The sequence below is a fragment of the Thermomicrobium roseum DSM 5159 genome, from assembly GCF_000021685.1.
Classification (GTDB): domain Bacteria; phylum Chloroflexota; class Chloroflexia; order Thermomicrobiales; family Thermomicrobiaceae; genus Thermomicrobium; species Thermomicrobium roseum.
In genome coordinates this window covers 642553-669159 of the sequence record NC_011961.1, presented here as the reverse complement: position 1 = coordinate 669159, position 26607 = coordinate 642553, and the positions used below count along the sequence as shown (strand labels likewise).

Here is a 26607-nt window from a genome sequence, read left to right as displayed (position 1 = left end):
GTCAGCCTCCAGAACGCAGTACCGGCTCCCGCGGGCCGTCCGGGTCGGAGCAGTAGGCCGCAGTACGCCTCGAGCGCACGGCACCTCCGCGCCCCCGGTCGGTCCGGGGGCAGCTGGTCAGGTCACACCAGGCCGGATGGAAAGGAGGTGAACCGATGCGCACCCTGATCCGTTACACGATTCTCAATCAGGACGGTCAGCCGGTGATCCGCGCAGTGCGTGTGGTCTATCCGGCGACGGCGCGAGTGGCTCCTTTGCCCCAGGAGATCGAGCAGGAGAGGGAGGCCGGTCGGTCGGGCGAGCACACGCTGCGGAGCGAGGCTGCCGAGGAGCGCCGCCCGAGCGGTGCCTGATGGCACGCGGACAGTCGTCGCCGACCCCCGCGGGAGTGAGACCCGGCGGGGGTCGCTCATTGTGACGATCAGCTCGCGTCAGCCGAGTCTCATCCACGACCGGGGCAGGTCAGTCCGCTCGCTCCGGCGCCAGGTCGGCTGGCCGGCAGGTTCCAGCGCGGCACACGGGCACTCGCCGGGGACGGACAGGTGAACAGCCCACTCGTCCGGGAGAGGCCGGCCGCGTCGACTGTCCCTTTACTGGCCTGCTCGAGACGCAGACGGACTCATCGCCTGGGCGACCGGGGCATCCGCTGGCCAGCGCAAGTGGGGGATGACTGCTCGCCCATAGGCGCGGATGAATTCCTCCTGGTTGCGTCCCACATTGTGCACGTAGATCTCGGTGAACCCGAGATCGATGAGATGTTGCAGGAACTCGCCGTGGCGGTCCAGGTCGGACGTCATGAGGACGCGGCCCTGGAAATGTTCCGGTCGGACCAACCGAGCCATCGCCTGGAAGTCTTCGGGGTTGCGAATGTCCCCCTTGGGGAAGGCCATGCCGCCATTGGGCCATTCGCGGAGGGCATTTTCGATCGCCTGCTCATCGGTCTCGGCCCAGGAGACGTGGACTTGGATCATGCGAGGCATGCGCCTGGGATCCTTGCCGGCAGCGCGCGCTCCTTCCTCGAAGCGACTCAGGAGGAGGCGGAGCTTCTCGTCATTCGCTCCGGGAGTCAGGAGACCGTCGCAGAGTTGGCCAGTCTTTTTGGCCATGTAGGGTCCAGCGGTACCCACGATGATCGGTGGTGGGACGTCCGGCATCGTGTAGAGTTTGGCGCTTTCGACTTTGAAATAGACTCCCTCGTGCCGAATGACTTTTCCAGTGAACAGTTTTTGGATGACCTCGATGGCCTCGATCAACATGCGAATCCGCTCAGCCGGTTCCGGCCAGTAGCGGCCGACGATGTGCTCGTTGAGCGCTTCGCCGGCCCCGATCCCGAGCCAGAAGCGCCCCGGAAACATCGCCTCGAGCGTGGCCGCAGCCTGCGCGACGATCGCCGGGTGGTACCGGAAGCCGATCGGCGGCGTGACACCGGTGCCGAAGCGGAGACGTGTCGTCGCACCGAGCGCACCGAGCCAAGCCCAGACGAAGCCACTCTGGCCTTGCTCGGGTGTCCAGGGGTGGAAGTGGTCGGCAGCGAGCACGCTATCGAACCCCTCTTGTTCAGCGAGTTGGCACCAGCGCAGGAGATCGGAGGGGTGGAACTGCTCGAAACTAGCTGAGTACCCCAGGCGGCTCATCGCGTTCCCTCGCTTTCCGTGTCACGTCCACTCTTCGAGCGGAAGTATGCTGCGCTCGGGTGGTCGGAAACGAGAGCGAGAGGAGTCCGGCGATGCCCGAGCAGAAACCGGCGACCAGGCCAGAAACGATCTGCACGCAGGCAGGACTGCACCAGCTGGAGAGCCGAACAGTACCGCTCGCTCCACCGATCTGGCAGACGAGCGCTTTTGCCTATCCGGATATGGAGGCGATGGACGAGATCGCCCGCGGTGAGGAGCCGGGGTTCATCTATGCCCGCTACGGGTTGCCGAACCACCGGCAGCTCGAGCTGGCACTGGCGAGCCTGGAAGGGGCCGAAGACGCGGTCGTCACCGCGAGCGGCATGAGCGCGATCGCCGCCACGCTCTTCGCGCTCACCATACCCGGCGAGCGAGTAGTCGCCGACACGCACGTCTATCGCGGTACGAGACTGCTCTTGGAGCGAGACCTCGCGCGCTTTGGGGTGATCGTCGACTTCGTCGATTGTGGTGATCTCGAGGCGGTGGCAGGTGCACTGGAGCGTCCGGCTCGACTGCTGTGGGTGGACACGCTGACCAACCCGACCCTCCGGGTGCGCAATCTTCCGAGACTGGCGGCGCTCGCCCGAGCTGCCGGGGCACTGATGGTCGTGGACAACACGTTCGCGACGCCGGTGCATTGCCGGCCGTTGTCCTGGGGAGCGGTGCTGGTCGTGCATTCCACCACCAAGTTGATCGGTGGGCATCACGATGCGAGTGGCGGCGTCGTTGCCGGACCAGCGGCCGTGGTCGAGACGATCCGAGGACAGGTGGTGCGCTTCGGTGGGCGAGGTGGAGCGTTCGACAGCTGGTTGATCCAGCGTGGTCTGGTCACGCTGCCCCTGCGGGCAGCACAGAGCAGTCAGAGCGCGCTCCTCCTGGCGGAACGCCTGGCCGCTCATCCGATGGTGCAGGCGGTGCTCTATCCGGGCCTGCCGGGTCATCCGGAACACCGGCTGGCTGAACGACTGTTGCGTGACGGCTTTGGGGCCGTGGTCGCTTTCGAGTTCGCTGGTGGAGAGCCGGCGGTGCGGCGATTCGTGCGTGCTCTCCGCTTGGTGCGCTTCGCTGAAACGCTGGGTGGTGCCGTGACGACACTCGTGCACCCGGCGACCACCTCGCACCGTTCGCTGCCCGTGAGCGAGCGTGAGCGACTGGGGATCAGCGATGGGCTCCTGCGGCTCTCGGTCGGACTGGAACACCCGGAGGAACTCTGGCAGGACCTGGAACAGGCACTGGGGCACATCTGACGGTTCACGGCTCCTCAGCGAGCCGACGCGCGAGTTCTCGCCAATCGTCGAGCGCTGCTGCGCGGTCGTGCGGATCCTCATGCTCCGCGTAGCGAGCGACGAGGTAGCGGGCGGTCAGATCCTGGAGCGGCTGGGCGAGTTGGGGCCAGACACTCGTGACGCGATGAGCGAGTTCCAGCGGGGTCTCGCTGGCTCGGCGAACGAAGCCGCGCGCCGCCAATAGAACGAGCGCGGCGCGATACGCGCTGCGGACATCGTGGGGTAGGCCGGGACTGCGGCGGAGACGGGGTGCCGATCCCGACCAGCGGAAAGCGGGGAGAATGTCGCGAATGCTTGCGAGAGAGACGCGTTCGCGGAGCTCGCTCGCGCTCGTGGCGATCGGCCGCGATCGGATGCGCCGGAAGGCGCGCGCGATGAGCACGAGCAAGCCGAGCGCGAGGAGCAGGCCGGTGAGTGCCACCAGCCCTCGCTCGAGCCAGGTCGGCACGGCGAGGTGCGCGAGAGTGTCCCGAGGACGGAGGAGATCGGGCAGCACCGGAAGCGCGGGCGGCGGACCTGGTTCGTGCTGGCCGGCGATGGCCCGGAGCATCCAGACGAGCAAACGCAACGCGGTCCAGATGAGGACGGCGAGGAGAACGGCCAGCGTCACCAGGACGGCGACGATGAGCGTGAGGAGCCAGGTGACGGGACGCACCAGGTGCGGCCACAGGGTCGGACCAGCCACCAGACTGGCCAGTGCAGAGAGGCAGACGATGCCGAGGGCGAGGACCGCTGACCAGGTTACCCAGCGGGTCGAGCTGATCGCCGCAGGATAAGCGAGGCGTACGGCCTCCGCTTGCACCAAGACAGCGGTGAGGAGCCTGACGACGAGGAGCAGGGGAGCACCGAACTCGAGTCGGTGCCAGACTACTTGCGCGGCGGCACCGCCGCTCGCTGCTGCGAGAACCGTTGTGCCGCCGACGAACAGGAGATCACGCATAATCGCCCACCGCAAGTAGGAACCCTGAAACGGGTGCGGGTCACTCGCCAGGCCGAGCGCGCGCCACCAGGCCAGCGCGCTGAGGATCGCCAATCCGACCGCCGGTGCATCGAGACTGACCAGGGCAGCGAAAAAGCCGGGAATTGCCTCGAGCGATCGTTCGCGCAACGCCCACCACCCGAGCGTCCAGAGCAACCAGCACCCGGAAGCCAGGAACCTGCTCCACGCGGGGTCCTGGGTTCGGGTCAACACGAGGCGAGCGAGCCCGTAGCCGACCAGGCCTGTGGTAGCGAGCGAAAGCCAACCCGGTACCGCGATCGGATCGGCACCGGAGAGGACGGCCAGCCAGGCGACGAGTGGTGTCACAGCCAGTGCCTCTGCGGCGAGCGCGCTCGCGGCCAGTGCGATGGTGAGCGGATCAGGCCGCCGGAGCACGTTCTCCCTCCAGCTCGAAGATGGCGAGTCCTCGCCGCGGGAGGAGGCCGGCCGAGGTCCCGACGGCGATCAGCGCGATGCCGTAACCCTGTTGTCGGAGAGCGAGCAGCGTCCGGCGCAGATTCTCCGTGACGAGCGCAGTGACCAGCACGATCGTGACGCCGCCGCTGAGCAGTCGCGCTTCAGCGCTGAGAAGCTGCTCGATGCGATGACCGGTATGCGGGACGAGCATGGCCAGCGCCTCGAGCAGACGCCGGAGCTGGTGCGGATGACGCCCTGGCCGGATACGGATGAACCGTTCACCACCGACGAGGGGCGCATTGACCCAGAGCCCGACTTGATAGCCCTGCTCGATGCCCCAAGAGGCCAGGGAGGCGGTGAGTGAAATCGCCCACTCGAGTTCTCCAGGACGAATTCCTTCCCAGAAATGCTCGAAGGTATTCACGTCCAGAAAAAGTGCCAGGACGGGTGCAGCGGAGCGCTCCAGCAAGCGCGTCTGTAGTTCCCCGAGACAAGCAGTGGCACGCCAGTGGATCTGCCGCGGAGAGTCGCCAGGCTGGTAGGGACGAGCACCCTGGATGCGTAGTGGATCCTCGAGTAACGGGCGCAAGGGGGTCGCGTCACCGAGCGGATGCTCGGCTGGGAGACCGAACGATTCCAGCGGTCGGATCTCCGGGTAGACGAGGAGAGTCCCGCCGGGTTCGATCTCCAAACGAGCGCGAGCCAAGCCGAAAGGATCGCCGGTCGTCAGGCGGGTCGGCCCGAGGCGATAGAAGCCACGTCGCCTCGCGCGTGCCGGATAGCGTCGCTGCACGCGCTCCGCGATCCCGACCGAGAGAAGCGTCCGCAGCACCTTGCGCTCCGGCTTGGGCGAGGGCTCGAGTTGCTGACCTTCGATGACGAGTGCGGCTGGCAGTTCCTCGACGACCTCGACCCAGGGAAGGGGGAGCGGTTTGGCATTCTCCAGGACGAGGCTCAGCGTGACTGGTTCCCCGGGAAAGACATGGTCCGGCTGGAGCTGACGCCAATAACGGACCCGGTAAAAGCCGAAGCGCAGCCAGAGCAGCCCCAGACCGAGCACGATGGTCACGGCGAAGGCGACGAGAGCCAGAATCGGCCGCCCCAACGCGACGGCTGCACCACCGAGGACGACTGAGGCGAGGATGCCAGCGGGCAGAAGTTCCTCGCGTTCGACCGGCACGACGGTCGGTGCGCTTTCCACGGTCACGCTCCTTCGACAACTTCCTCCACCGGAACCGGAACCTCTTCCAGGACTGCTCGCACGACGGATTCAGCCGTGAGACCGTGGAGTTCGGCGCGTGCGGTCAAGCGGATGCGGTGCGCGAGCACTGGTACGGCGACAGCTCGCACATCGTCCGGAATGACGTAGGAACGACCAGCGAGGAGAGCAGCTGCCTGCGCGCTGCGGGCGAGCGCGAGTGTCGCGCGCGGACTCGCGCCGAGCTGGACATCCTCGCGCTGCCGTGTCTGTCGCACGAGTGCGACGAGATAGTCGAGAACGGCTTGACCCAGGAAGATACGTTGTGTCTGGACGATGGCGGCAGCGAGTTCCTCTGGATCGGTGACCGGCTCGAGTTCCACCAGCGGATCGCCGATCAGGAAGCGGCGGACCATCGCTGCCTCGTCGTCTTCCGTCGGGTATCCCAGACTGAGGCGCATCGTGAAGCGATCGAGCTGGGCTTCCGGCAGGGGGAAAGTGCCCTCGAGCTCGATCGGGTTCTGCGTGGCCACCACCAGGAAAGGAGTGGGAAGGTGGTAGGTTTCGCGTTCGACCGTTACCTGTCGCTCCTCCATCGCTTCGAGGAGCGCGGCTTGCGTGCGCGGTGTTCCCCGATTGATCTCGTCGGCGAGCACGACATTGGCGAAGATGGGTCCCGGATGGAACACGAAGCTGCCTCGGCCGGGTTCGTAGACCAGCGAACCGGTGACATCAGCTGGCAATAGATCAGGCGTGAATTGGATGCGGCGGAAGCTTCCACCGATCACGCGGCAAAAGGTCCGCGCGAGCTTGGTCTTGCCGATCCCGGGAACATCCTCGAGGAGGACATGGCCGCCAGCCAGGACTGCTGCCAACAGCAGTTCGATCACGTCGCGCTTCCCGACGATCACGCGCTCGATCGCATCGCGGATACGCAGGAGCAGCGTATGCAGGTCTCGTATGCGTTCAGTGGGGAGCGGCTCAAACGGTGGTCTCATCGGGTTGGTCACGCTTGGCCTCCTCTTCGAGCAGTCGAGCAGCTTCCGCACGCACTCCGGGTGACGGGTCGCGTTCGCGAGCGTCGCGCAGGATCGGAGTGGCTCGGACGGGATCGATGGCAGCCAACGCGCGCAGGGCGGCGCGTCGGACGGGAACGGCTCCCTTGCGGGCGGCTTCGACCAGTGCTGGCAACGCTCGGGTATCGCCGATGGACCCGAGCGCGTTGACCGCAGCGACCAGGACGTCGATCTCGTTCGGACGTCTGTGGAGTACCTCGATCAGCGCGGGTACCGCCAGGCGTGTCCGCCGCTGACCCAAAACCCAGGCGCACATTTCGGCAATATCCGGGCGTGGATGCTGGAGTCCTTCGATCAAGGCCATGTCGTAGGGCGAGCCCTCGTGCTGATTCGGAGTAGCCATCGCGTCGATCCTACACCGTCATGCGCTGCGCTTGCTCGTGAGGACCAGCTGCTGGAACGGTGCCGACGAGGCGCGCGAGTGCGCGGAGCCAGCTCCCGCGCTGAGCCAGATTCAGGGTGCCGCGGAACCGGTAGTCGTGAGCGGCAATGAAGGCGGCCACATCGTCGAGCAGTGCGGCGAGTTCCTCATACCAGGGCACGGCCTGGTCGTTCGCGGCAGCGTGGCCCAGGCAGACTTCGAGCGAGCAATCAGCCAGTGGTGGTTGCCAGAGCGCTCGCAGCCAGCTCCAGCGCCGGTCATGCCCTGGTGGTTCGGTCAGGCAGTGAGGGCAGACTGCGGGCAGAGCAGCGGGCCGAGGGACGTACCACGGACGACGGCCGACGTCATGCTGGAGGAGTTCCAAGGGTGACCAAGACACGCGTTCCTGCTCGGCCCGCTCGTGCCATGCTGTCCAAGGGAAATCGCTGAGGAGTCCAGCCAGTGCCGTCGCATGAGGACGACAGAGGAGGCCCGGTTGCCGGTACACGAGCGAGGGGTCTTGCTGGACGAGTTGGGTGGTCGCCGACACGAGCGTCTTCTCGGCCTGCCCGAGCCATTCGCAGACTGGGCAGGGCGCGAGCGGGCGGAGCCAGCGCGCGAGCCCGTTGCGAGCGGGACCTGATCGGAAGGCATCGCGCAGAAGCCGCTCGAGCAGGATAGCGACGCCGAGATGACTGTGGACGGCTGCTCCTGCTGGAACGAGCGCCCACGTGTGTTCCCAGCAGAATCCGCGTGCCGCCGCGAGCCGATCGGCCGTGGCTGGATCGTTCACTTGTTCCCAAAGGATCGCTTCGAGTGCTCGGCGCTCCTTGCCTTCCAGCATGCGACACAAAGGGCACCCTGGCTCCCCGAACGACTCGCGCAGGGTGGCGGCCAGGTATCGGTCGACCGTGGGCCGACTGGGGCGAACGAGGAAACGGCCGATCCGGGAGACGGTGTGGTTGCGCGGGAGTCTTTCCATGATGCCCTCCTAACGTCAAAAAGCCTCTGCTGACCGGACTGGTCGAGCAGAGGCTATCAGCCGCAGCGGGCACTTCGGTGGCCGAAGCCACCTGGCGAGCCTCATCGCCGTGCACCACCAAGTATATCATCGGAGCGGTTGGCTGTTCCTGCGGAGGCAACCAGCACCGTGAACGGCCCCGCGTGCTGAGCGCTCCTCGCCGCGCAGCGGGCGTTGACCATCAGAGCAGCGGGGGCAGCGTGGTCGCGCGTGTGCCGACGCAGCCAGGGCGCGAACCGACGCGAGAGAACTTTTTGGCGCCACCGTACCGCTTCGTAGCCCGGCACGGCCGGTACCCCTGTCGCGAGTCGTGAGAAGTCTGAGCGGACGCGCCTCGGAGAGGCATGGCGAGGTCTCTGGGTTGGGCGCAGTCCGCACTTTCCGAGAGTTCAGGTGCGTTCCCCGCTCTACTCCGAAGCTGGTAGGGCGTGCTCGACGAGGTGTGTGAGACCGAGGAAGCGGGCCGCGTTGTCGCGGAGGATCTTCGGACGGACCGAGTCTTTGATGGGGAGTTCAGCGAACTCGCGCAGCCAGCGGTGAGGAGTGAGCATGGGGAAGTCTGACCCGAAGAAGACCTTGTCCTGAACCAACGAGTTCGCGTAGCGAATGACGCTTTCCGGAATGTACTTGGGTGCCCAACCGGAGAGATCCATGAAGACGTTCGGCTTATGGCGTAGGATGGCGAGTTGCTCCTCGTGCCAGGGCCAGGCCGGATGAGCCATGATGATGCGGAGTTCCGGGAAACGTGCGGCGATATCGTCGATGTACGGGATGGGGCGACCGTATTCGAGGCGGATGCCGGCACCGCCCGGTTGCCCGGCTCCAGCCATGGTGGTGCCGCTGTGAAACAGAACGGCCAGGCCGAGTCGTGCGCAGGTTTCCCAGAGGGGGAAAAAGCGGGGATCGTTCGGTGCGAAGTCTTGGACCGCTGGGTGAAACTTGATGCCTTTGAGCCCGAGTGCAGCGCAGCGTTCGACCTCGATGATCGCAGCCTTTCCCTTCCAGGGATCGACCGAACCGAAGCCGATGTAGACATCAGGGTGTCTGGCGACCCACTGGGCGATCTCCTCGTTGGAGGCTTTGAGTCCCGTGCGGGTTTCGTCATCGATGTCGAAGATGACGGCCATGCCATTGAGTTCGCGATACATGTCGGCCATAGCGTCAGGGTGGTCGCTGAATCCTTCCTGGTTGGCGGGAACATAGCGGTCGCGTTCCCAAACTTTGGCATGGTCACCAGTTCGCACGTGAACATGGATGTCGATGATGTCGATTCGTCGAGTCGTCACCGTACTGTCCCCCTTCGTCGTGTCCACGACTCCTCGCGCCTTCGGACGATGTCTCTGGCACTGGCAATTCCTCACCTGCTCAGCCGGCGACGGGCCGAGACGCTCTCCGATACTGGACGGTGCTGACTCGCTCGCCTGCTGTTCATCGTCGCCTTCCAGACAGCAGCGAGCGCCGTCGCAGACCGATCACCGTCACTTTAGCATCAACATGTGGTGGACTCAAGGAAAACGGATCGACCATTGCGAGTGGTAGGCGAGCGTGGAGTCGGGGCTGCGCAGACTGGCTGCTCACTCTCCGTTGGTACTGACCACCAATGATCGGCTGCATCACTGGTCGACCGGATGCGTTGAACGCCAGCGCGGTGAGTGTGGTTTCGCGCGCTCACCCTATCACAGGACAGTTGACGGTCACTTACTCGTCTGAGAAAATGGTCCTGCGCATCGATCCCCACCGCGAGGAGGTCCTGTCATGGATGCTCGCCAGGTCGAGCTGGTTCTCGCTCATCTCTGTCGGAAGGGACTCTTCGGCGACGTGCGCGCCTGGTGCGAGTCGCGGTTCGACTGCGTCTACGTCGTTACGTGTCCAGATTGTGGGTGCCGGTTCGTGTTGGACGAGACGGAGTTTCAGGAGTTGGTCGAACGGAGCAACGCGCTTCAGGTGTGCGGTGTCTTGCCGACCGCGATCGACGTACGCATGTTTCAGCCACGGCTTCCCTTCTCCGGCTGATCGGTGGCTGGTCCGGAGCCGTTCGGAGCCTGGCCACGTGTCTCCAGGTTCCCCAGAGAGTGGAACAGCAAGGCGACGACGGCATCGGCGATCGCCGATGCGAGTTCGGTGGGTTCTCCTTCCACGAGAACGATCTGCCGGGCGGACGTCCGACCCCGGTAGGCGGGGGCATTCGCGGGGTGGCAAATGATTCCCGTAAACGTCGCCGGGTCGAGACGCTGGCGCATGGCGGCCAATGCTGGCTCGTCTGGCATGAGGTCGAGAAGGAACGTTTTGAGATGGGGGCGAGTCAGTTGGCCGGCCCAGTAGGCGAGTTCTTCGCGGACTCCCAGTTCGACCAATGCGAGGTCAGCAGTCGCGAGCGTACGGCCGAGCCATTCAACGAGATCGGCCCCGGTTCGCTGCTCGACCGTCTGGTACCGGACATCGGGCCAGGCAGTCGCGAGTTCGCGCAAGACAGCTGCGCCGTGGCGACGGAGCGCGGCTACCGTGAGGGGGTTGGCGCGCTCCTCGAGCAGGACGGCTTCCTGCTGATGCCGGGCCAGCGAACGTGCGAGCAGGCGGAACACGAGTGCGGGTGGGTGCTCGTCCACTGCGACGATCGATCGGACGAAGATGACCCAACGGAGGCGAGGAAGTGACACTGGTTACCTCCGGAAATCATCGGATGAGCCAGCGAGTACCACAGTGATGCCGGGATCAGCCTCGACTTCGAGCGTGTAGCGGCCTGCCTGGCGCCGGACCGCGAGGTCGAGCGTGGTGCCCGCGAAGCGGAGCCCTCGGATCTCGACCTCAGTGAGCCAGTCGGGAAATGCCGGACGAAGGGTGAGACGACGCTCGGCAGCTCGTGCTTCGGCACCGAGCATGATGCGGAGGAGGAAAGGCATTGTGCCGGCAGCCCAAGCTTGTGGACTGCAGCTGACCGGATAGGAGATGGGAACCATGCACTCTGCCTCGTCGCGGCCGAAACCACAGAAGAGTTCGGGAAGGCGGTAGTACGGAAAACTGACCGCCACTTCGAGCAGATCGCTGGCGAGGCGGAGTGCCTCGCGGTGATACCCGTAGCGACGTAAGCCCGCGATGATGAGTGCGTTGTCGTGTGGCCAGATGCTGCCGTTGTGGTAGCTCATCGGGTTGTAGTGTGGCATGGTGCTGGCCAGCGTGCGGATCCCCCAACCCGAGTAGAGATCGGAGCGGAACAGCCGTTCGACGACGCGCGCCGCACGCTCGGGACCGATGATCTCGCTCCAGAGGCAGTGGCCAGGGTTGGAGGAAATGGCGGGAACGAGTCGACCTTGCCCATCGATTGCCTGGCCATAGAACTGGTCGGACTCGCTCCAGAAGCGTTGCTCGAAGCGTGCGCGCAGCTGCTCGGCTTCGGCGCGCAAGCGGGCGACGAGCACCTGGTGCGATGGTTTCCCGAAACGCTGCAGGACGGCAGCGAGCGCTCGCTTCGCTTGGTACACGTAGCCCTGGACTTCGACCGCCGCGATCGGTGGAACCGGATCGCGACCGTCGGGAAAGAGCAAGGAGTTGTGACTGTCCTTCCAATTCTGGTGGACGAGGCCGCGCGGCGAGACCCTCCCGTAGTCGATGAAGCCGTCACCATTGTGATCCCCATGCTGATCGATCCAGTGGAGGGCGGCCTGGACAGCGGGGAAGAGTTCATCGAAGAGCGCGGGTGTTCCCACCCAATCCATGACTTCGCAAAAAGTGACGATGAAGAGCGGCGTTGCATCGACAGTGCCGTAGTACGGGCTGTGCGGCGTCTCACCGAGACGAACCATCTCACCGAAACGCAGCTCGTGGAGGATCTTGCCCGGCTCTTCCTCTGTCCAGGGATCATGCTTGCGGCCTTGGTAGCGAGCGAGAAAGCGCAGCGTCTCCAGTGCGAGTTCCGGGGCGAAGAGCATCATTTGGAGACTGACGATCAAGCTATCGCGCCCGAAGGGGGCAACGAACCAGGGAATACCCGCAGCGACGAGACGCCCACCCGGGAATGGCGTCAGGAGCGCGCGGACGTCGTCGAGGCTACGCTGGAGCACCCGGTCGAACAGTTCGTGATCGGTGCGAGCGCGAGCGAAGGAATAGGTGGGTGGTTCGACCGGCTCGGTCAAGCGTGACACATCCGGAACGCGAACAGCGATCCGACGTTCCAGGAGCTCACGGGGAGCGATGCGGAGCGCCAGCCGTTCCCGGCCATGACTCGGGAGCTTCAAGTGGAAGAGAACGAAGGCACGGGGTGGATGAATCATTCCGGGGGCACGGATCAGCTGATCGTGGCCCGGCAGCAGCATGCGTGGGAGTGCGAGTTCGCTCAGGTGCGTGGCGCCTGGCTCGGTCGTGACCGTGTCCGGCTGGCGACTGAACACGATTTCGGTCTCGAGGAGAACGTCGTCGGGTGCGCGGTAGGCGAGCCGGAGCGAGTGATCTTGCTGCTGTGGAAGCAAGATGCGCCCGCGTGGGCGCTCGCGGGGGAAGCCCCGTACCTCGAAGATATCGAGGAAATCGGCTGCGAAGACGAATGCCAGCTCGACAGTGATGTCGAAAGCATTGTAGTTTTCCAGAACCAGTTCCTCGTCCAAGGTTCCGCGCCGGACACTGCGGCAGCGCCGCAGGCTGATGGTATGAGCGAGGATGTCCCGACCCTCTTCGTCCCGGAAGACCGCATTGCCGAACTCGAAGATAGCTGTATTCGTCCGTTCAGCCGAAGAATCGAACAGTTCTGGCTCCTCACCGTTGAGAAGCAGCCAGAGTTCGCTGAGAAAACGAGTGTCGCGCGCATAGACGCCGGCACCCGGTAAGGTGCGACGCAGGTCACCGCGCTCGTCGCTGACGACGAACAGCTCACCGTCCTTGAGGATGCGTGCGTCGCGAGCCAGTCCCATGCGACCATCCGTACTCGGTTCCCTGTCTCACCGGGCCAAGTGTACAGATCGCGCAGCTGGTACCTAGATGAGTTCGCCGTACTCCTCCCACTCGTAGGGATCGATGCGGCGGAGCCACTCCGGTGTGCCGTAGTCGGGGCAGTGCCGTCGGCATTTTTCGGTATCCCACCGCTTCACGGCGATATAGGTCTCGACGAACGGTCGGCCGAGCAATTCACAAAGCGTGCGATCGGCTTCCAGAGCATCGAGCGCTTCGTCGAGCGAGCGAGGCAGCGGTGGCAACCCCTCGAGCCAACCGACATCTTTCTGAATCGGCGCAGGGGGACGAAGGCGACGCTGGATCCCGTCCCATCCAGCTGCCAGCGACGCGGCGAGCGCGATGTAGGGATTGGCCGCGGCTCCGCCGAGCCGGTTCTCGATGCGAGCCTTGGCTCCGTGGGCGTCAGCTGGAATGCGGAAGGCAGCCGAACGATTGTCGTAGCCCCAGCAGATGCTCGTGGGCGCGAAGAGACCAGGCTGATACCGCTTGTAATCGTTGGGTGTGGGGGAGAAGAAAGCGATGAGTGCTCGCGCATGATGGAAAAGCCCACCGAGGAAGTGCCAGGCCAACTCGGAGAGGCCATACTCGCCCGCAGGATCGGCGAAAAGATTCTCGCCTGTGCGGCAGTCGACGAGGCTGTGGTGCAGGTGAGTGCCGGATGCTGCTTGGTCGATGAATGGCTTGGTCATGAATGGGGCCAAGTACCCGTGCTTGCGCGAAACCTCCTTGACGGTGGTGCGGAAAGAGAACGCCTGATCGGCCGCGGTGAGCCCGTCGGCTGGGCTGAAGGTGATCTCGAACTGGCCGGGCGCGTTTTCCACGCTCAGCGTCGACACGACGATTCCGTGTGCCTCGAGCGCCTCGAGGAGTTCATCGCGCCAGGCAGGGTCGAAGTTGTTGCGGATCGTCGAGCAGATCTGCTTGTCACGGAAGACGGGCTCGCGTGTCGCAGCGACGAGCAAGTAGAACTCGTACTCGAAACCGCTGCGCGGTGTCCAGCCGTGCGCACGATAGAGGTCGACGATGCGCCGACAAACGACCCGAGGATCCTCCGGGGCTGGGACATCATCGCGGTAGAGGTCACCGATGACGCGGGCTTCTCCTGGCGCGTAGGGAAGCACGACCAGCGTATCGAGATCCGGCTTGAGGAGATAGTCAGGGGGCGGAAGGCGCTCTTCCAGCGGAATGTCCCAGCCCGAGGCATCTTGCAGGAGCATCCCTCCATAAAAGTTGATGCCCAGCGTTCCGTAGAGTGGGAACTTGTCGAGCGGCACACTTTTCGAGCGGGCGATACCGTGGGTATCGGCCATTTCGATGCGTACCCAACGCACACCAGCTGCTCGCAATAACCGTGTCACGGTCGCGATCTCCATAACCGCCTCCTACCATCCCATGACCTCGCCAGTATAACCGCTTTGCGATCGGACTCGGCAAGAGAACAGGGGGACAGGACTCGTCCCGCAGAGCGCCGCAAGGGCGCCAGAGGACCGGGGGAGACTCATCGCTCTTCCAGAGCGACGCTCCTACGCTCGAGTCTCCGTGTCTCGCGCACCAACCGGACTTTCGGGGATACGGCTACGTGCGGTCGCGCTCCTTCGCGGGCAGAGGGGCACCAGCGCGAGGGGGATGGGGGAGGGTCGCCTGCCGCTCGCGCCAGAGATGAAGGGCCGAGGGCGCGAGGGAGACGAGCACGATAGCGACGACGATGGGCAAGAGGTATCGGTCGATACCCGGAATGACGTTGCCCAACCAGTACCCGGCGAGCGTGATGCCGATCGCCCAGAGCGCTGCCCCGAGCAGGTTGAAGGCGAGGAACCGTTGGTACGGCATGCGGCCGATCCCCGCGACGATCGGTGTACAGGTCCGGACGATGGGTACGAAGCGGGCCAGCGTGACTGCCTTGCCTCCATGACGGAGGAAAAAGCGCTCAGCCTGTACGAGATAGCGCTTCTTGAAAAAGCGCGAGTCCTGACGCTGAAAGAGTGCCCGCCCGACCCGCAAGCCGAAGGCGTAGCCGGCCTGGTCGCCTGCGACAGCGGCAGCGAAGCAGGCGAGGACGAGCCAGCGGATATCGAGGTAACCCTGAGCAGCGAGCAGACCAGCTGTGAAGAGGAGAGAGTCACCTGGCAGGAACAACCCGATGAGGAGACCGCTTTCAGTAAACACGATCGCTGCCACACCGAGGAGACCAATGGTGCGGATGAGACTGGCCAAATCGAGGTGAACCATCCTGCGCCCTTTCCCTTCGGCCGGATTGTAGCGGAGACACTGAGGATCGTGCTCGGCACTGGTCGTCGAGAAGGGTCGCGACGAGGACGATGCACATTACTGGGTACGGGCCGCGCCAGCAGCAACCTGTCCATCTCCGCACCGGCGAGAAGGTCCGGTCGTGCGGTGAGCTCGGACGTCACTCTGTGCGATCGCGTCCTCGAAGAGCAGCGTCGTTCGGCGGGCGGACCGACGCTGTGCTGAGGGATCTCGCGCAGGCCTGGTCGGCGCGATCTCCTACGGAATCCGCCGGGCCGAGCGGCGTATCATACGGGACGAGCGGTCGCACCGTAGCGGGAAGGGAGCAGAACGTGGAGATCGAGCGGAGACTCGAGGAACTCGGGATCGAGCTGCCACCGGTGCCGAAGCCGGCGGGCAATTACGTACACGCCGTGCGCACTGGCAATCTGCTCTTCTTGGCGGGCAAGGGACCGTGGAATCCCGACGGGACGGTTCCGATCGGCAAGGTAGGGCGGGAGGTGACCGTCGAGGAAGCGTATCGCCATGCTCGCTCGGTCGGTCTCGTGCTCCTCGCGGTTCTCAAGCAGGAACTCGGCGATCTCGACCGGGTGAAGCGGATCGTAAAGGTGCTGGGGATGGTGAACGCCGATCCCGACTTCGGTCAGCATCCGGAAGTCATCAATGGCTGCTCGGACCTGTTCGTCGACGTGTTCGGTGAGCGCGGTCGCCATGCGCGCTCGGCGGTCGGGATGGGCTCGCTGCCGAGAGGGATCACGGTCGAGATCGAAGCCATCGTCGAGGTCGAGTGACGGCGCTCAGCTCATCGCCTCGTGGGAGGCCGAGGACTCATCCCTCGTACCGTCCTCGGCCTCCTCTTCCGAGAGCTGCTCTTCGACCTCTTCGAGCGTCGCTGGCGCTTCCTGGCTCTCGGTACTGACGAGTTGGCGGACGAAGAGGAGTTCGCGCCGGCGCAGATCCCACAGACGTTCGAGTTCCAGATCGATCTCGGCGATGCGGCGGATGACCTGCTCGCGCTCGAAGAGCAGGTCCGGCAAGGCTTGCAGCAAACGGCGTCGTTCCTCAGCGAGTTCTTCGATCCGGGCCAGGACCGGAGAGGGGAGGCGGACGCGCTCCAGTTCGAGCCAGAGGAGTTCGTCGTTGTCGAACATCGCTTACGATCCGATCGAAACGGAGTCGAGCAACGATTCCAATCCAAGATCGCGCAGGCGTTCCGGCGGAATCGACCCATCGGCCGCCCAGCCGCGTACACGGTAGTATGCCCTGATGAGCCTGTCCAGTTCGGCTGGATCGATGCCGTTTGGGCCGAGCAGGCGCGATGGAAGCGTATCATCGGAGCGGGTCCACCCCTGGCGCAGGTTGAAGAGCTTTTTGAGCGTGACGATGCGCTCGCCGGTCCGCTGGAGTTCGTCTGCGTCACAGGAAAGGCCAGTCACGAGCCGGACGAGGTTGGCCGCTTCGACGAAGAAATCATCGAAGCAGTGGCGGAGGAACTTGCAGAGGGGCAGTGCATCGAGCAGGGCCGAGCGATCCTCGCTGCGGGCGGTCGCCTGCGCGATCCGTTCGGCCAAAGCGGGGGCGTCCTCGGAGAAGTCGATCTCGTAGGCAGACGTTCGGTTGTGACACGCGCCGCGCGGGGTGACCGCGAAGCCGAGCGCCATGGCGCGCAACCGTTTGGGGTGGTAACCGGGAAGCTCGAGCCCTTTAACGTGCATCGCCCAGGTCTCGCTGCCATGGCCGATGATGGCAGCAGCCCGCCGCGAGCCTTCGGCCAAGAGAGCGCCGAGCGGGCCGCGGCGCTCTCCGATCGCTTCCAGCGTGCGCAGGAGGCTGGCCCCATCGCCGAAACGAGGCCACTCGTCGGGTGAGCCTGGCAAGGGGACACCCCGCTCGACGCATTCCATCGCCCAAGCGATCGTTCCCCCAGCGCTGATGGCGTCCATCCCGTAGCGGTCACAGAGCGCTGCTGCCCGCAGGACGACGTTCGGGTCCTCGATGCCGCACAGCGAGCCGAGGGCGAACAGTGTCTCGTACTCGAGTCGAACCGTGGTCGCGGGGCCACCATCGCTGGTCCGGAAGTGATGCTCGCAGCCGACCGTGCAGGCCGCACACGCCTGCCGATCAGCCCGGTGCTGGGTGACCAGTCTCTCCCCGGAAAGCGCCTCGGCCGCGGGGAACGATCCGGCCTGGAAGTTGCGGGTCGGGAGGACACCGAGCCGGCTAAAAAAGGCGAGGTTGGCCACAGTCCCGAGTTCGCGATACTTGGCGGTTTCGGGACCGAGACTACGCGTGGCCAGCTGGCGCGCAGCCCGATGGACTCCGTCCGGATCGGCGACCGCTGGAAATCGTCCGGTCCCGCGCACGGCGATCGCCTTGATCCGTTTGGCCCCGAGAACAGCCCCCGGCCCGGTGCGTCCAGCGAGACGCCCGTCGTTGACGACCGCCGCGTAGCGGACGAGTCGTTCCCCAGCACGGCCGATCGCGGCGACTCTGATGTCGCGGCCGAGTTCGCTGCGCAGAGTGGCTGCAGTCTCCTCGGGGTCGCGTCCGAGCAGATGCTCAGCTGGCAACAGGCGAACCTGATCGTCGTCGACGAAGAGGACCGACCAGCGCGGCGCCCTGCCCACGACCACGAGGGCATCGAAGCCGGTCCGCCGCAGGACGAGTGCCAGATAGCTCGAGGTGAGGGAATCCCCGATGAAGCCGGTCTGCGGGGATGTCGTCGCGATCGCGAGCTTGCTCGACGTGGTGAGTCCGGTCCCGATGAACGGGCCAGCCGCGAGAACGAAGGGATTTTCTGGTGCCCAAGCATCGACCCGCGGTGGAGCGAAGCGGAGGAGGAGCCAGCTGGCGAGCCCGGCACCACCGAGAACAGCGGCACTGACGGCAGGCGGGATGGGAAACGGTTCAGCAGTGCCAGTGGAGCAATCGACGACGAGTGCGCGACCGTGGATCGCCTGCATCGCTCAGCCTCCGGCCTGCGCTGCGACGAGGAGGATTTCGCTCGCTGATTCCAACGCTGTCGCCGGGTCACGCGTGAAGCGGCCGTCGACGACGAAGACGTACCCGCGGTTGAGCCAACCGGTCGCAGGATCGATGACGGGGCCAGCCAGTCGAGGACAGGCGACGACGAGTGCGCTGGCGAGTTCGGCCAATGTCGTTCCCGCGACTTCCAATGTCCGCTGACCGGCGATGACTGCCGGGAGGCCGTACAGCTCGACCCGATGGCAGGTGGTTTCGCGCGTCATCGTGGAGACGTCGCTCCGATCCTCGTGGCCGGTCACGGATGAAGTATGGACCCTGGATCGACCTGTCGCAAGGAGACCGAGTTCGTCGCTACTGTGGCGAGCGAGCGTCGTCCGCCCCCAGGGGAAGCTGGTCACGATCGTCCTCCGGTGCCCTCGACCGAACGGTTTCGCTGGGACGAACAGTTCACTGGTCAACGATGCTCGGCTGTTGGACAATGCGGGTTGGGGGGCGGCGCATGCGTGTGGCGACATGGCGGCGCTGGGTCGATGGTGAGGCCTTCCTCGCTGTGCTCATCTGGGGAGCGTCCTTCCCGATCGTCAAGCACGGTGTCGATTCGTTCGGTCCGCTCGGCTTCGCAGTCGTCCGGCTGATCGTCGCGATCGCGTGTCTTCTCCTGTGGTTGCGCTGGCGTGGTGAGGCGTTGCGGATCGAGCGAGCCGATTGGCCGCGCCTCGCGGTGGCGGGTTTTGGGGCGATGGGGCTTTTCCAGATCCTGTTCCTCGTGGGCATGCACCATACAACAGCGACGCACAGCGCGCTTTTTCTGAACACGAGCCCGCTCTGGGCGCTCCCGATTTCTTGGCTCGTCGAACGTCAACGACCTCGTCTCGGGGCGATCATCGGGGCGGTGCTGGGGTTCGCGGGCGTCGTGGCGATGATCGGTCGTCCCGAGGGGGAAGCGCGCTCGACGCTGTGGGGCGATCTCCTGACGCTCGGCGCGGCGCTCTGCTGGGTCGGGGTGACGTTGATCCCGCGGCCGCTGGTACGCCGGTACGGGGCTGTACCGATCACGACCTGGATGCTCATTGCGAGCCTGGTCGTGGTGAGTCTCGTTGGCTTCCCGGAGACGATGCAGAGCCTGCACGAGGTGCCTGGTTGGGGTGCCTGGGGAGCGCTCCTCTATACGGGAATTCTGGCGATGGTGGGAGCGAACGTGTTCTGGCAACGAGCTGTTCAACGGCTCGGGGCTGCCACGACGCTGGTCTACTATTATTTGCAGCCTGGAATCGCTCTGGTGCTCGGTGCAATGTTTGTCGGAGAACGGATCCGGGTGACGCAAGTCATCGGGATCATGGCAGTGTTCGTGGGTGTCCTGCTCGCCCAGCGGGCAGGGCTCCAGGAGAACGTTCCCCGGATCGCTGCTCCGGTGACTCGCCGTTCACCCTGATCGGCGTCATGGCGATGGCGAGCACTGCAGGGACGTGCCACGGCTGCTCGGAAACGAGCGGGGGAACGGCAGCTGCGCACATCTCGGGTGACGGGTCGCTGCAACTCGTTGAAAGACCCCCCGGAGGACGGGAGGATTGCAGCTGTCTCGTCGCGAAGAATGATTCAAGCGGGCGCGATGCGGACGAGACGGTCGTCCCCGGCACGCGGGTTACCGCGGCCGTCGCGGTTGCTGGTCAGGAGGTAAATCGCTCCGTCCGGCCCCTCGACGACGGTGCGCAGCCGACCGAACTCTCCCTGATAGAGTGCCTCGAGCTGGACAGCAGATCGTCCGTCCGGTGTGAGGACGAGGCGCCAAAGCGCTTGACTGCGCAAGCCAGCGAAGAGCAAGTTTCCCTGCCACTGGGGAATGGACCCAGCACGCACGAACGTGGCTCCGCTCGGGGCCCAAGTAGTCTGGCCGCTCTGCGCAACCGGCGGAACAGCATCGGGCAGCGGACGCCGGACCAGATCGGCGACGACGAAGGGCCAGCCGTAGTTTTTCCCCGGTTCGATCAGGTTCACCTCGTCATGGGCGGCGAGTCCGAGATCGCCGGTCGGCCCGTGCTCGGTCGCATAGAGCCGGCCATCGTTCGTCCAAGCCAGGCCCTGCGGGTTGCGATGGCCATAGGTCCAAACCGGAGATCCCGGGAAGGGATTGTCCGGTGGGAGCGAGCCGTCTGGCTCGAGTCGCAGGATTTTGCCAGCGAGCGAAGCGAGGTCCTGCGCGGCTTCCGGGTCACGGGCATCACCGGTCGTGACGTAGAGTTTGCCGTCCGGACCGAAGGCGATCCGCCCCCCGTCATGGATGCTGGCACCAGGAATGCGATCGAGAATGACCTGAGGTTCGACCAACTGATCATCGGCGAGTCGATAGCGGACGACCCGATTCCAAAGCTGGTCCGTCTGGTAGGTGTAGTAAAGGTAAACCCACCCCGTACGAGAGAAGTCAGGGTGGAGCGCGAGGCCCAAGAGACCGCCTTCGCCGACTGCGGCGACCGGTAGCGTCAGCGCAGGTCGAGTGCGGAGCTGGCCGTTCACCACGAGCCGGACTCGGCCTGGCCGTTCGGTCAACAGGAGACGCCCATCGGGAGCGAAGGTCACTTCCCACGGTGCCTCGAGTCCAGTGAGGAGCGTCTCGACCCGGAGCGCGACCGGACCGGTGGGGGATGGTGCACCGGTCGGGCTCGGTCGCGGAGCAGTGACGGTCGCGAGAGACGGTGAGGCGGAACTAGGCGTGCGAACGGGCGAAGGAGTGCGCGACGCCGCGGGAGGAGGTGTGGCAGTGGGCGGTCCGCTCTCCCATCGCTGGATACCCACGTTGCAGGCAGGCAGGAGCAGCGAGAAGAGTAGCACGCTCCGTCGCGTCAGTCGCAGGTTGGCGTGCGGTATGCGAGCGAAGGGTTGCATCGTCGCTTCCTCGCGTCAGACAGCACCGAGATAGCGGAGGGCGATCGCGGTGAGGAGTCGGACGCCGACGGCGAGCGCGTCCTCGTCCAGGTCGAAACGCGGGTGGTGCGGCGGGTAGACGATGCCGCGCTCCGGGTTCGCAACGCCCAGGCTGATCATGCACACCGGGACATGCTGGGCGACGAAGGCGAAGTCTTCCCCAGCCATGAGCGGTTCCCGATCGTAAACACGCTCGGAACCCAGCAGTTCCGTCGCCACCTGGCGAGCGAGTGCTGTGAGCGAGGGATCGTTGTACATGGCTGGATAACCGCGGAGGTAAACGGTTTCCGCCTCGGCACGCATGGCGCGAGCGATGCCGCTAGCGAGCTCAGCGATGCGCCGCTCGATATGATCGCGGACCGCAGGAGAATAGGTGCGGACCGTCCCCTCGAGAACAGCGTGATCCGGAATGATGTTGGTCGCGGTCCCGGCGTGGAACGTGCCGACCGTGACGACAGCCGACTCGAGAGGGCTCGTCTCCCGGCTGACGAGCGTCTGAAGTGCGACGACGATCTGCGCAGCGACCACGATCGGATCGACGGTGGTCTCCGGTTTGGCGGCATGACCACCGACACCGCGCACCACGATGCGGAACGTGTCGGCCGCTGCGGTCGCTGGCCCAGGCGACACGGCGACCTCACCAGCGCGGTGCGTGCTGTCGACGTGGAGAGCAAAGGCGGCATCGACTGGCGGATCTTCGAGGATCCCATCGGCGATCATCGCCGCCGCACCGCCAGGTCCTTCCTCCGCGGGCTGGAACATCAGTTTGACCGTCCCGGCGAAGCGATCGCGCAAGCTATTCAGGAGCTCGGCGACACCGAGCAAAATGGTGGTGTGCGCATCGTGACCGCAGGCGTGCATCACTCCGGGGCGCGTGGATCGATATGGTACCTCGTTCTGTTCGTCGATGGGGAGGGCATCCATATCGGCGCGCAAAAGGACGGTTCTTCCAGGGCCACGCTCACCGCGGATGAGGGCGAGGACCCCGTTCCCTCCGGTGGTGGGTCCTGGTTGGATACCAGCTGCCCGGAGGGCCTCGGCGGACATGAAGAGCGGCCGACCGTCACCACCCAGTCCGGTACGGTGCTCGATGTCGAGTTCGCGGAGATGGCCAGCGACGAGGCGAGCTGTATTGGTTTCCTGGAGCGAGAGTTCGGGATGCATGTGGAGGTAGCGGCGCGTCTCACGCAGCCACGCATCGAGTTCCGGCGTTACTCGGATGAGCTCGTCCCAGACCATCGCCTTCTCCTTCCGCTCGTTCGCCCGCCTGATCGTACCACTCGCGTGCGTGCTCGCTACTACGCCGGAGTTGGTCAGCGAGGCGCGTGCTCCGGGGACCCGCGAGGCGCCGCACTATTGGAGTGACCGGGAGAGCCGTCTCGCTCTAAGCCAGCCATTTCCCCTGGAGATGCCGGATAGGTGTCTCGCAGGGTACAGAACGCCGCTGGATACCCTCGGCACGCGGTACTGTGGCAGACCGCAAGCGCGACGCTCACCGACCGGTAGCGGGCCAAACCGTTCGTGGGGGGACACTCGGCGCGGTAAGGCGGTGGCGGTCCGTGGTCGCTCCTCAGGTCGCCTGTAGCTCAGTTCGGGTACCGATGCGTCGGAGCAGGGAGAGTCGATCGTCCGGCGACGCAGTCGTCTGCGCTGATGCGAACGGATCACGCCATACTGGGCGGAGTGGCGTATGGCGCCGCGCAACGGCGCGAAACGATCGGCTCCGACGCATTGTGGCCCGGGAGCATCATCGTCATCGATCCGAGCTCGAGAGGCGACGAAGCACCGGTGAGCAGTCTCGCGGTGCATCGTTCGTCCCCCTCCCCGCGACGCTGGGCGATCGTACCGGATCCGGCTGGAGGTGATCGCCCAGCGGGTCGCGTTCGGCGACGCTGGTAGCGATCCGGTTGGCGATACCATTACTCGGTCGTGCTGGGAGCCTCCTGGTCGGACAGATCGTCTGGCGGCTGGTCCGGGACGATGAGCCAGGGAAGGCGGTCGAGCGGGCGAGGTCGCTCGTTGCGCGCAGCGCGCCCGATGATCCTCACCGATCGCATGGTGCGTTGCGACGCCGTGCTGGCGGTGGGTGGAGCCCTTCATGGTACGCTGGGTTTATGGTGATCGGACTCGTCTGTTCGATGCTTTCGATCCTGTTCGGCGGCCGTATGGTCACAGCAGGACTGGTGCGTGCGCCGTGGCTCTCGCGGGGCGAAGTGCTGGTCCTAGCGCCGGTCGGATCACCGGTGGTCCGTGACGATCCGCTCGTCTGGTGCTGGCCTGATGGAGGGAACCTGTGGCTGCTCGCGGGCAGTTCGACTGCGTTCAGCGTGGGCATGGCAGATTTCCCCCGGGTGTGGCGCGGTGTTCGGCGTTTTGCGGAACCCGCGGCGACCGTGACGGCGCAGTAGAGGTGAGGAGGTACCCAGGATGTACATCGGACGTTTTCCCTATGGACGGTACGACCGGCCCCCACAACCGGACCTCACGCTCGAGGATTTGCGGCGCGTCTACGTGCTGGTCCCGCGGGAGGACGGGTCGGGCAACGAAAACCTGACCGTCGCGGAGATGAGTGATCGCCAGTTCCGCGAGTGGATCGTGGCCAAGGCAGCACTCCATGGTGTCCCCTTGATTCCTCCGTTGGGGAGGATCGGACTGGAAACGCGGCTGCGCTTGCTCAATTACCTCATCCATCAGGGTGTCCGGATCTACCTGATCGACCAATCGTCCACCTGATTCCGGATCGATCGTCGAATCAGCTCGTGCACCGTTGGATCGGCTCGGCATGCCAGCATGCCGGGCCGATCGGTGATGCGGACCGGCGAGCTGCGATAACCTGGCGATGCCCTCTTCCCCGCAGGCGTCGGCCGGCGAGCGGACTCAGGCCGCTCGGCGCCCTCGCGTGTGGTGGCGGTGTGCGGAGCGTTCTGGCTATTGCTTCGGGATGACCGCACGTTCGAATCCCCCAGCGAGTACCAGGATCTCCTGGACTTCTGTCCCGACAGAGCTTCCGACCGACAGGGTATCGGCAGGTGGGGCGCCCCTGCGTAGTGTTGGTCATGCGAGAGCGCTGTTCGAGACGAGAGGGAAGGGCGGCGATGGGAATCCTCGAGACGATGCGCGTCAGTCTCTCGGCGCTCACCGCGCAACGCGTGCGGATGGACGTCACGGCGTCGAACCTGGCCAACGTCGATACGACGCGGACGCCGCAAGGCGGGCCGTATCTGCGTCGGCAAGTCGTTTTCGCGACCGAGCAGCCCAGCCCGTTCGCTCGGCTCGTGCAAACGCGGACGGGACTGGTCGAAACGACCCCGAGCGCTGGGCGCGGGGTGCAAGTGGCTGGGATCGTCGTCGATCGCCGGGCGGTGCGGGAAGTCTACGACCCGACTCATCCCGATGCGGACGCCAATGGGATCGTGCGGTATCCGGATATCGATGTGGTGAGCGAGATGACTAATCTCATGGCAGCCACGCGAGCCTACGAGGCCAACGTCACAGTTCTCGATGCCTTGAAGACGATGGCGATGCGTGCCTTGAGCATCGGGCGTGCCTGAGCCGGTCGGCGGTAAGGGAGGGAGGCCGACGTGAGCATCGCGCCGATTCCACCGATCTCCGCTGAGATCGCGCCGGTCGGGACGGCGGCTGCGCCCAAGCCAGCAGCTGGCCCGTCGTTCGGGGCGGTTCTCGAGCGTGCACTCGGCTCCTTGAATCAGCAGATCAACGAAGCGGATCGGCTGGCACTCGCATTGGCAGCTGGGGAAGACGTGGATCTCCACGAGGTCATGCTCGCCCTGGAGACAGCGTCGATCGGATTGCAGGCTGCGCTGCAGATCCGCAACCGGGCACTGGAAGCCTATCGTGAAGTGATGTCGATGCCGATCTGACGAATCGAAGGGTACAGGCGAGGACGATGCTGCGGCGATTCGCCCCATATTGGGAGAGTGTCAGGGAGCGATGGGACGGTCTGAGCCAGAACCGGCGAGTGGCGATCGTCGCCGTTGGTCTCGCGGCGCTCTTCACGGTGGCGCTTCTCCTGCTCCTCCAGCCGCCGCAACAGTATGCGCCGCTCTTTACCGGCCTTTCGGCCGATGATGCTGCTGCGATCATCGACCAGCTCCGTCAACAGGGGGTGCCGTACAAACTGAGCAACGACGGGACGACGATCAGCGTTCCAGTGGAGCAAGTCGCCAAGCTTCGCCTCGCTCTGGCAGCACAGGGGTTACCGAAGAGCGGAACGCTCGGCTTCGAACTGTTCGATCGTTCCTCGTTCGGTGTGACCGACTTCCAGCAGCGGGTCAATTACCAGCGGGCCCTCGAGGGCGAGCTGGCGCGGACGATCAGCCAGCTGGACGGTGTCCGGTCGGCGCGTGTCCATCTGGTCATACCGGAAGAGTCGCTCTTCAGCGACCAGCAACAGCCGACGACGGCTGCAGTGGTGCTGCAGCTCAAGCCGGGTAGCCGGCTGACGGACGAGCAAGTGCGCGGGGTGGTGCATCTCGTTTCAGCCTCGGTCCCTGGCTTGCAGCCGGAGCATGTGACCGTGGTCGACGAGAGCGGAAACGCCCTCTGGTCGGGTGGTGGAGTCGCAGCTGCTGGTGGCATGAGCGATCACTTGAAAGCACAGCGTGCTTTCGAGACCGCGATGGCGACCCAGCTGCAGACGGTCGTGGCGCGCGTGGTGGGAAACAACAACGCTGCGGTGCAGGTCAGCGCGAGCTTCGACTGGGACCAGCGTCAGGTCGATAGCGAGATCTACAGCCCCAACGGGACGCAACCGCAGGTGCGCAGCCAGCAGGAACGTGTGCAGACGAGCGAGGGGACCGCCAGCGGCCCGATCGGCATACCGGGAGTCGACAGCAACGTCGGGAGTTACCAGGAAGGTGCGGCGCAGCAGAATCAGCAGCGAAGCGAACTCCGCGAGACCACGGTCAACTATGAACTGTCGCGCCAGGTCGAGCGCGTCGTCCAGGCACCGGGCAAAGTGCAGCGGCTGTCGGTGGCGGTGGTGCTGAACAGCGCGGCGGTCGATCCAGCGGTGGCCGAGCAGGTCCGTGACCTCGTGGCGGCTGCGGCCGGCATCGTCCCGGAGCGGGGCGATCAGGTGACCGTGAGTGTCGTGCCGTTCACGACAGCGACGGCCGAGGAGAGCGCAGCGCAGCCGACTTTGATGGATCGGTTGCTGGAAGCGGCGCGGCTCGGTGCGATCGTCCTGATCCCGCTGCTCGCGTTGCTGATCGCGTGGCGGGTCCTCGCCGCTCAGCGGTCAGCGTTGCCGCCGGTCCCGCGTTACGAGGTCGCGACTCAGGTCTTACCGGGTGCGGCAGCGGGTGCGGCTGCGCCGTCCGTGGCAGGTGGTGGAGCGGCCGGCTTACCCGGCCAGGCCGAGGCAGCGCTGAAACCGCCGAGTGGGCCTCCGCCGACACTGCGGGAATTGCAGGAGTTGGCGAAGAAGGATCCGGCGACGGTCGCCCACGTGGTCCGGGCCTGGTTGAACGAGGAGTGAAACG

25 protein-coding genes and 1 riboswitch are annotated in these 26607 nt (G+C 65.3%); of the genes, 9 read left to right on the top strand and 16 right to left on the bottom strand.

Features of this window, described 5'->3' with window-relative positions:
• The first annotated feature begins 155 nt into the window (after nt 1–155).
• Complete coding sequence (locus TRD_RS12260; protein WP_012643302.1) at nt 156–353, top strand: hypothetical protein; 198 nt, start codon at nt 156–158, stop codon at nt 351–353.
• Nucleotides 354–590: 237 nt separating this feature from the next.
• Here TRD_RS12260 and TRD_RS12255 read toward each other — a convergent pair whose 3' ends face one another.
• The gene (locus TRD_RS12255; protein WP_012643298.1) at nt 591–1634 is read right to left on the bottom strand and encodes a TIGR03557 family F420-dependent LLM class oxidoreductase; all 1044 of its coding nucleotides are present in this window, start codon (nt 1632–1634) and stop codon (nt 591–593) included.
• A 92-nt stretch (nt 1635–1726) separates the two neighbouring features.
• On the opposite strand from TRD_RS12255, the gene TRD_RS12250 reads away from it, so the two are divergent.
• Nucleotides 1727–2920 (top strand): trans-sulfuration enzyme family protein, encoded by a 1194-nt coding sequence (locus TRD_RS12250; RefSeq protein WP_012643280.1) that lies wholly within the window; start codon nt 1727–1729, stop codon nt 2918–2920.
• 4 nt (nt 2921–2924) lie between these two features.
• Here TRD_RS12250 and TRD_RS12245 read toward each other — a convergent pair whose 3' ends face one another.
• From TRD_RS12245 to TRD_RS12220, 6 genes are all read right to left on the bottom strand, one after another.
• Complete coding sequence (locus TRD_RS12245; RefSeq protein ID WP_012643168.1) at nt 2925–4334, bottom strand: DUF4129 domain-containing protein; 1410 nt, start codon at nt 4332–4334, stop codon at nt 2925–2927.
• The gene (locus tag TRD_RS12240) at nt 4318–5556 is read right to left on the bottom strand and encodes a DUF58 domain-containing protein (protein WP_012642543.1); all 1239 of its coding nucleotides are present in this window, start codon (nt 5554–5556) and stop codon (nt 4318–4320) included. Before TRD_RS12240 ends, TRD_RS12245 begins: the two co-directional genes overlap by 17 nt.
• 2 nt (nt 5557–5558) lie before the next feature.
• Nucleotides 5559–6563 carry an AAA family ATPase gene (locus tag TRD_RS12235; RefSeq protein WP_012642446.1) on the bottom strand — a complete coding sequence of 335 codons (1005 nt, stop codon included), beginning with the start codon at nt 6561–6563 and terminating at the stop codon, nt 5559–5561.
• Nucleotides 6535–6972, bottom strand: a complete 438-nt coding sequence (locus tag TRD_RS12230) for a HEAT repeat domain-containing protein (RefSeq protein ID WP_012642737.1) — start codon at nt 6970–6972, stop codon at nt 6535–6537. Before TRD_RS12230 ends, TRD_RS12235 begins: the two co-directional genes overlap by 29 nt.
• A gap of 10 nt (nt 6973–6982) precedes the next feature.
• Entirely contained in the window at nt 6983–7972 is a 990-nt protein-coding gene (locus TRD_RS12225; protein WP_012642625.1) for a hypothetical protein, read from the bottom strand.
• A gap of 40 nt (nt 7973–8012) precedes the next feature.
• A riboswitch (Fluoride riboswitch) is annotated at nt 8013–8090 on the bottom strand.
• Nucleotides 8091–8418: 328 nt separating this feature from the next.
• Entirely contained in the window at nt 8419–9297 is an 879-nt protein-coding gene (locus TRD_RS12220; RefSeq protein ID WP_041437774.1) for an amidohydrolase family protein, read from the bottom strand.
• Between the two features lie 469 nt (nt 9298–9766).
• Between TRD_RS12220 and TRD_RS12215 the strand changes: the two genes are divergently transcribed.
• Nucleotides 9767–10024 carry a hypothetical protein gene (locus TRD_RS12215; protein WP_012642912.1) on the top strand — a complete coding sequence of 86 codons (258 nt, stop codon included), beginning with the start codon at nt 9767–9769 and terminating at the stop codon, nt 10022–10024.
• Here the strand turns inward: TRD_RS12215 and TRD_RS12210 are convergent.
• The 4 genes from TRD_RS12210 to TRD_RS12195 all read right to left on the bottom strand — a co-directional run bounded on the left by TRD_RS12210 (nt 9997) and on the right by TRD_RS12195 (nt 15181).
• Nucleotides 9997–10668, bottom strand: coding sequence for a hypothetical protein (locus tag TRD_RS12210; RefSeq protein ID WP_012642854.1), 672 nt, complete (start codon nt 10666–10668; stop codon nt 9997–9999). The two genes, TRD_RS12215 and TRD_RS12210, sit on opposite strands and share 28 nt — an antisense overlap.
• Before the next feature lie 3 nt (nt 10669–10671).
• Nucleotides 10672–12912: an amylo-alpha-1,6-glucosidase gene (locus TRD_RS12205; RefSeq protein WP_012642627.1), complete on the bottom strand. Its 2241-nt coding sequence runs from the start codon at nt 12910–12912 to the stop codon at nt 10672–10674.
• A gap of 63 nt (nt 12913–12975) precedes the next feature.
• Nucleotides 12976–14325: a glutamine synthetase family protein gene (locus TRD_RS12200; RefSeq protein WP_012642910.1), complete on the bottom strand. Its 1350-nt coding sequence runs from the start codon at nt 14323–14325 to the stop codon at nt 12976–12978.
• 202 nt (nt 14326–14527) lie between these two features.
• A complete protein-coding gene (locus TRD_RS12195; protein WP_012643026.1) occupies nt 14528–15181 on the bottom strand; it encodes a DedA family protein in 654 nt (217 codons plus the stop codon).
• Nucleotides 15182–15531: 350 nt separating this feature from the next.
• Between TRD_RS12195 and TRD_RS15165 the strand changes: the two genes are divergently transcribed.
• Nucleotides 15532–15990, top strand: a complete 459-nt coding sequence (locus TRD_RS15165; RefSeq protein ID WP_012643139.1) for a RidA family protein — start codon at nt 15532–15534, stop codon at nt 15988–15990.
• Between the two features lie 6 nt (nt 15991–15996).
• On the opposite strand, the gene TRD_RS12185 is transcribed toward TRD_RS15165, so the two are convergent.
• The 3 genes from TRD_RS12185 to TRD_RS14745 are packed head-to-tail and all read right to left on the bottom strand — an operon-like array spanning nt 15997 to nt 18447.
• Nucleotides 15997–16350 carry a hypothetical protein gene (locus TRD_RS12185; protein WP_012643230.1) on the bottom strand — a complete coding sequence of 118 codons (354 nt, stop codon included), beginning with the start codon at nt 16348–16350 and terminating at the stop codon, nt 15997–15999.
• Nucleotides 16351–16353: 3 nt separating this feature from the next.
• On the bottom strand, nt 16354–18162 hold the full coding sequence (locus TRD_RS12180; RefSeq protein WP_012643218.1) for an aldehyde ferredoxin oxidoreductase family protein: 1809 nt from the start codon (nt 18160–18162) through the stop codon (nt 16354–16356).
• Nucleotides 18163–18165: 3 nt separating this feature from the next.
• Complete coding sequence (locus tag TRD_RS14745; RefSeq protein WP_041437771.1) at nt 18166–18447, bottom strand: ubiquitin family protein; 282 nt, start codon at nt 18445–18447, stop codon at nt 18166–18168.
• Nucleotides 18448–18683: 236 nt separating this feature from the next.
• Between TRD_RS14745 and TRD_RS12170 the strand changes: the two genes are divergently transcribed.
• The gene (locus tag TRD_RS12170; RefSeq protein WP_012642542.1) at nt 18684–19616 is read left to right on the top strand and encodes a DMT family transporter; all 933 of its coding nucleotides are present in this window, start codon (nt 18684–18686) and stop codon (nt 19614–19616) included.
• Nucleotides 19617–19780: 164 nt separating this feature from the next.
• Here the strand turns inward: TRD_RS12170 and TRD_RS12165 are convergent, their stop codons facing one another.
• Together TRD_RS12165 and TRD_RS12160 are read right to left on the bottom strand one after the other, a co-directional pair.
• A complete protein-coding gene (locus tag TRD_RS12165; protein WP_012642626.1) occupies nt 19781–21064 on the bottom strand; it encodes a PQQ-dependent sugar dehydrogenase in 1284 nt (427 codons plus the stop codon).
• Between the two features lie 15 nt (nt 21065–21079).
• Nucleotides 21080–22342, bottom strand: coding sequence for a M20 metallopeptidase family protein (locus TRD_RS12160; RefSeq protein ID WP_012642477.1), 1263 nt, complete (start codon nt 22340–22342; stop codon nt 21080–21082).
• A 1188-nt stretch (nt 22343–23530) separates the two neighbouring features.
• Here TRD_RS12160 and TRD_RS12145 point away from each other — a divergent pair.
• The 4 genes from TRD_RS12145 (at nt 23531) to fliF (ending at nt 26603) form a co-directional block, all read left to right on the top strand.
• Nucleotides 23531–23836 carry a hypothetical protein gene (locus TRD_RS12145; protein WP_012642820.1) on the top strand — a complete coding sequence of 102 codons (306 nt, stop codon included), beginning with the start codon at nt 23531–23533 and terminating at the stop codon, nt 23834–23836.
• 362 nt (nt 23837–24198) lie between these two features.
• On the top strand, nt 24199–24654 hold the full coding sequence (gene flgC / locus TRD_RS12140) for a flagellar basal body rod protein FlgC (protein WP_012643165.1): 456 nt from the start codon (nt 24199–24201) through the stop codon (nt 24652–24654).
• 30 nt (nt 24655–24684) lie between these two features.
• Complete coding sequence (gene fliE / locus TRD_RS12135) at nt 24685–24984, top strand: flagellar hook-basal body complex protein FliE (protein WP_012642581.1); 300 nt, start codon at nt 24685–24687, stop codon at nt 24982–24984.
• A 26-nt stretch (nt 24985–25010) separates the two neighbouring features.
• Complete coding sequence (gene fliF, locus TRD_RS12130) at nt 25011–26603, top strand: flagellar basal-body MS-ring/collar protein FliF (RefSeq protein WP_012643037.1); 1593 nt, start codon at nt 25011–25013, stop codon at nt 26601–26603.
• Nucleotides 26604–26607 lie beyond the last annotated feature (4 nt).

What these genes read in the sequence shown, in the direction of transcription:
- TRD_RS12260 (WP_012643302.1), top strand. Translation starts at nt 156, where the DNA reads ATGCGCACCCTGATCCGTTACACGATTCTCAATCAGGACGGTCAGCCG.
- TRD_RS12255 (WP_012643298.1), bottom strand. Translation starts at nt 1,634, where the DNA reads ATGAGCCGCCTGGGGTACTCAGCTAGTTTCGAGCAGTTCCACCCCTCC.
- TRD_RS12250 (WP_012643280.1), top strand. Translation starts at nt 1,727, where the DNA reads ATGCCCGAGCAGAAACCGGCGACCAGGCCAGAAACGATCTGCACGCAG.
- TRD_RS12230 (WP_012642737.1), bottom strand. Translation starts at nt 6,972, where the DNA reads ATGGCTACTCCGAATCAGCACGAGGGCTCGCCCTACGACATGGCCTTG.
- TRD_RS12225 (WP_012642625.1), bottom strand. Translation starts at nt 7,972, where the DNA reads ATGGAAAGACTCCCGCGCAACCACACCGTCTCCCGGATCGGCCGTTTC.
- TRD_RS12215 (WP_012642912.1), top strand. Translation starts at nt 9,767, where the DNA reads ATGGATGCTCGCCAGGTCGAGCTGGTTCTCGCTCATCTCTGTCGGAAG.
- TRD_RS12205 (WP_012642627.1), bottom strand. Translation starts at nt 12,912, where the DNA reads ATGGGACTGGCTCGCGACGCACGCATCCTCAAGGACGGTGAGCTGTTC.
- TRD_RS12200 (WP_012642910.1), bottom strand. Translation starts at nt 14,325, where the DNA reads ATGGAGATCGCGACCGTGACACGGTTATTGCGAGCAGCTGGTGTGCGT.
- TRD_RS12195 (WP_012643026.1), bottom strand. Translation starts at nt 15,181, where the DNA reads ATGGTTCACCTCGATTTGGCCAGTCTCATCCGCACCATTGGTCTCCTC.
- TRD_RS12185 (WP_012643230.1), bottom strand. Translation starts at nt 16,350, where the DNA reads ATGTTCGACAACGACGAACTCCTCTGGCTCGAACTGGAGCGCGTCCGC.
- TRD_RS12180 (WP_012643218.1), bottom strand. Translation starts at nt 18,162, where the DNA reads ATGCAGGCGATCCACGGTCGCGCACTCGTCGTCGATTGCTCCACTGGC.
- TRD_RS14745 (WP_041437771.1), bottom strand. Translation starts at nt 18,447, where the DNA reads ATGACGCGCGAAACCACCTGCCATCGGGTCGAGCTGTACGGCCTCCCG.
- TRD_RS12170 (WP_012642542.1), top strand. Translation starts at nt 18,684, where the DNA reads ATGCGTGTGGCGACATGGCGGCGCTGGGTCGATGGTGAGGCCTTCCTC.
- TRD_RS12165 (WP_012642626.1), bottom strand. Translation starts at nt 21,064, where the DNA reads ATGCAACCCTTCGCTCGCATACCGCACGCCAACCTGCGACTGACGCGA.
- TRD_RS12160 (WP_012642477.1), bottom strand. Translation starts at nt 22,342, where the DNA reads ATGGTCTGGGACGAGCTCATCCGAGTAACGCCGGAACTCGATGCGTGG.
- TRD_RS12145 (WP_012642820.1), top strand. Translation starts at nt 23,531, where the DNA reads ATGTACATCGGACGTTTTCCCTATGGACGGTACGACCGGCCCCCACAA.
- flgC (WP_012643165.1), top strand. Translation starts at nt 24,199, where the DNA reads ATGGGAATCCTCGAGACGATGCGCGTCAGTCTCTCGGCGCTCACCGCG.
- fliF (WP_012643037.1), top strand. Translation starts at nt 25,011, where the DNA reads ATGCTGCGGCGATTCGCCCCATATTGGGAGAGTGTCAGGGAGCGATGG.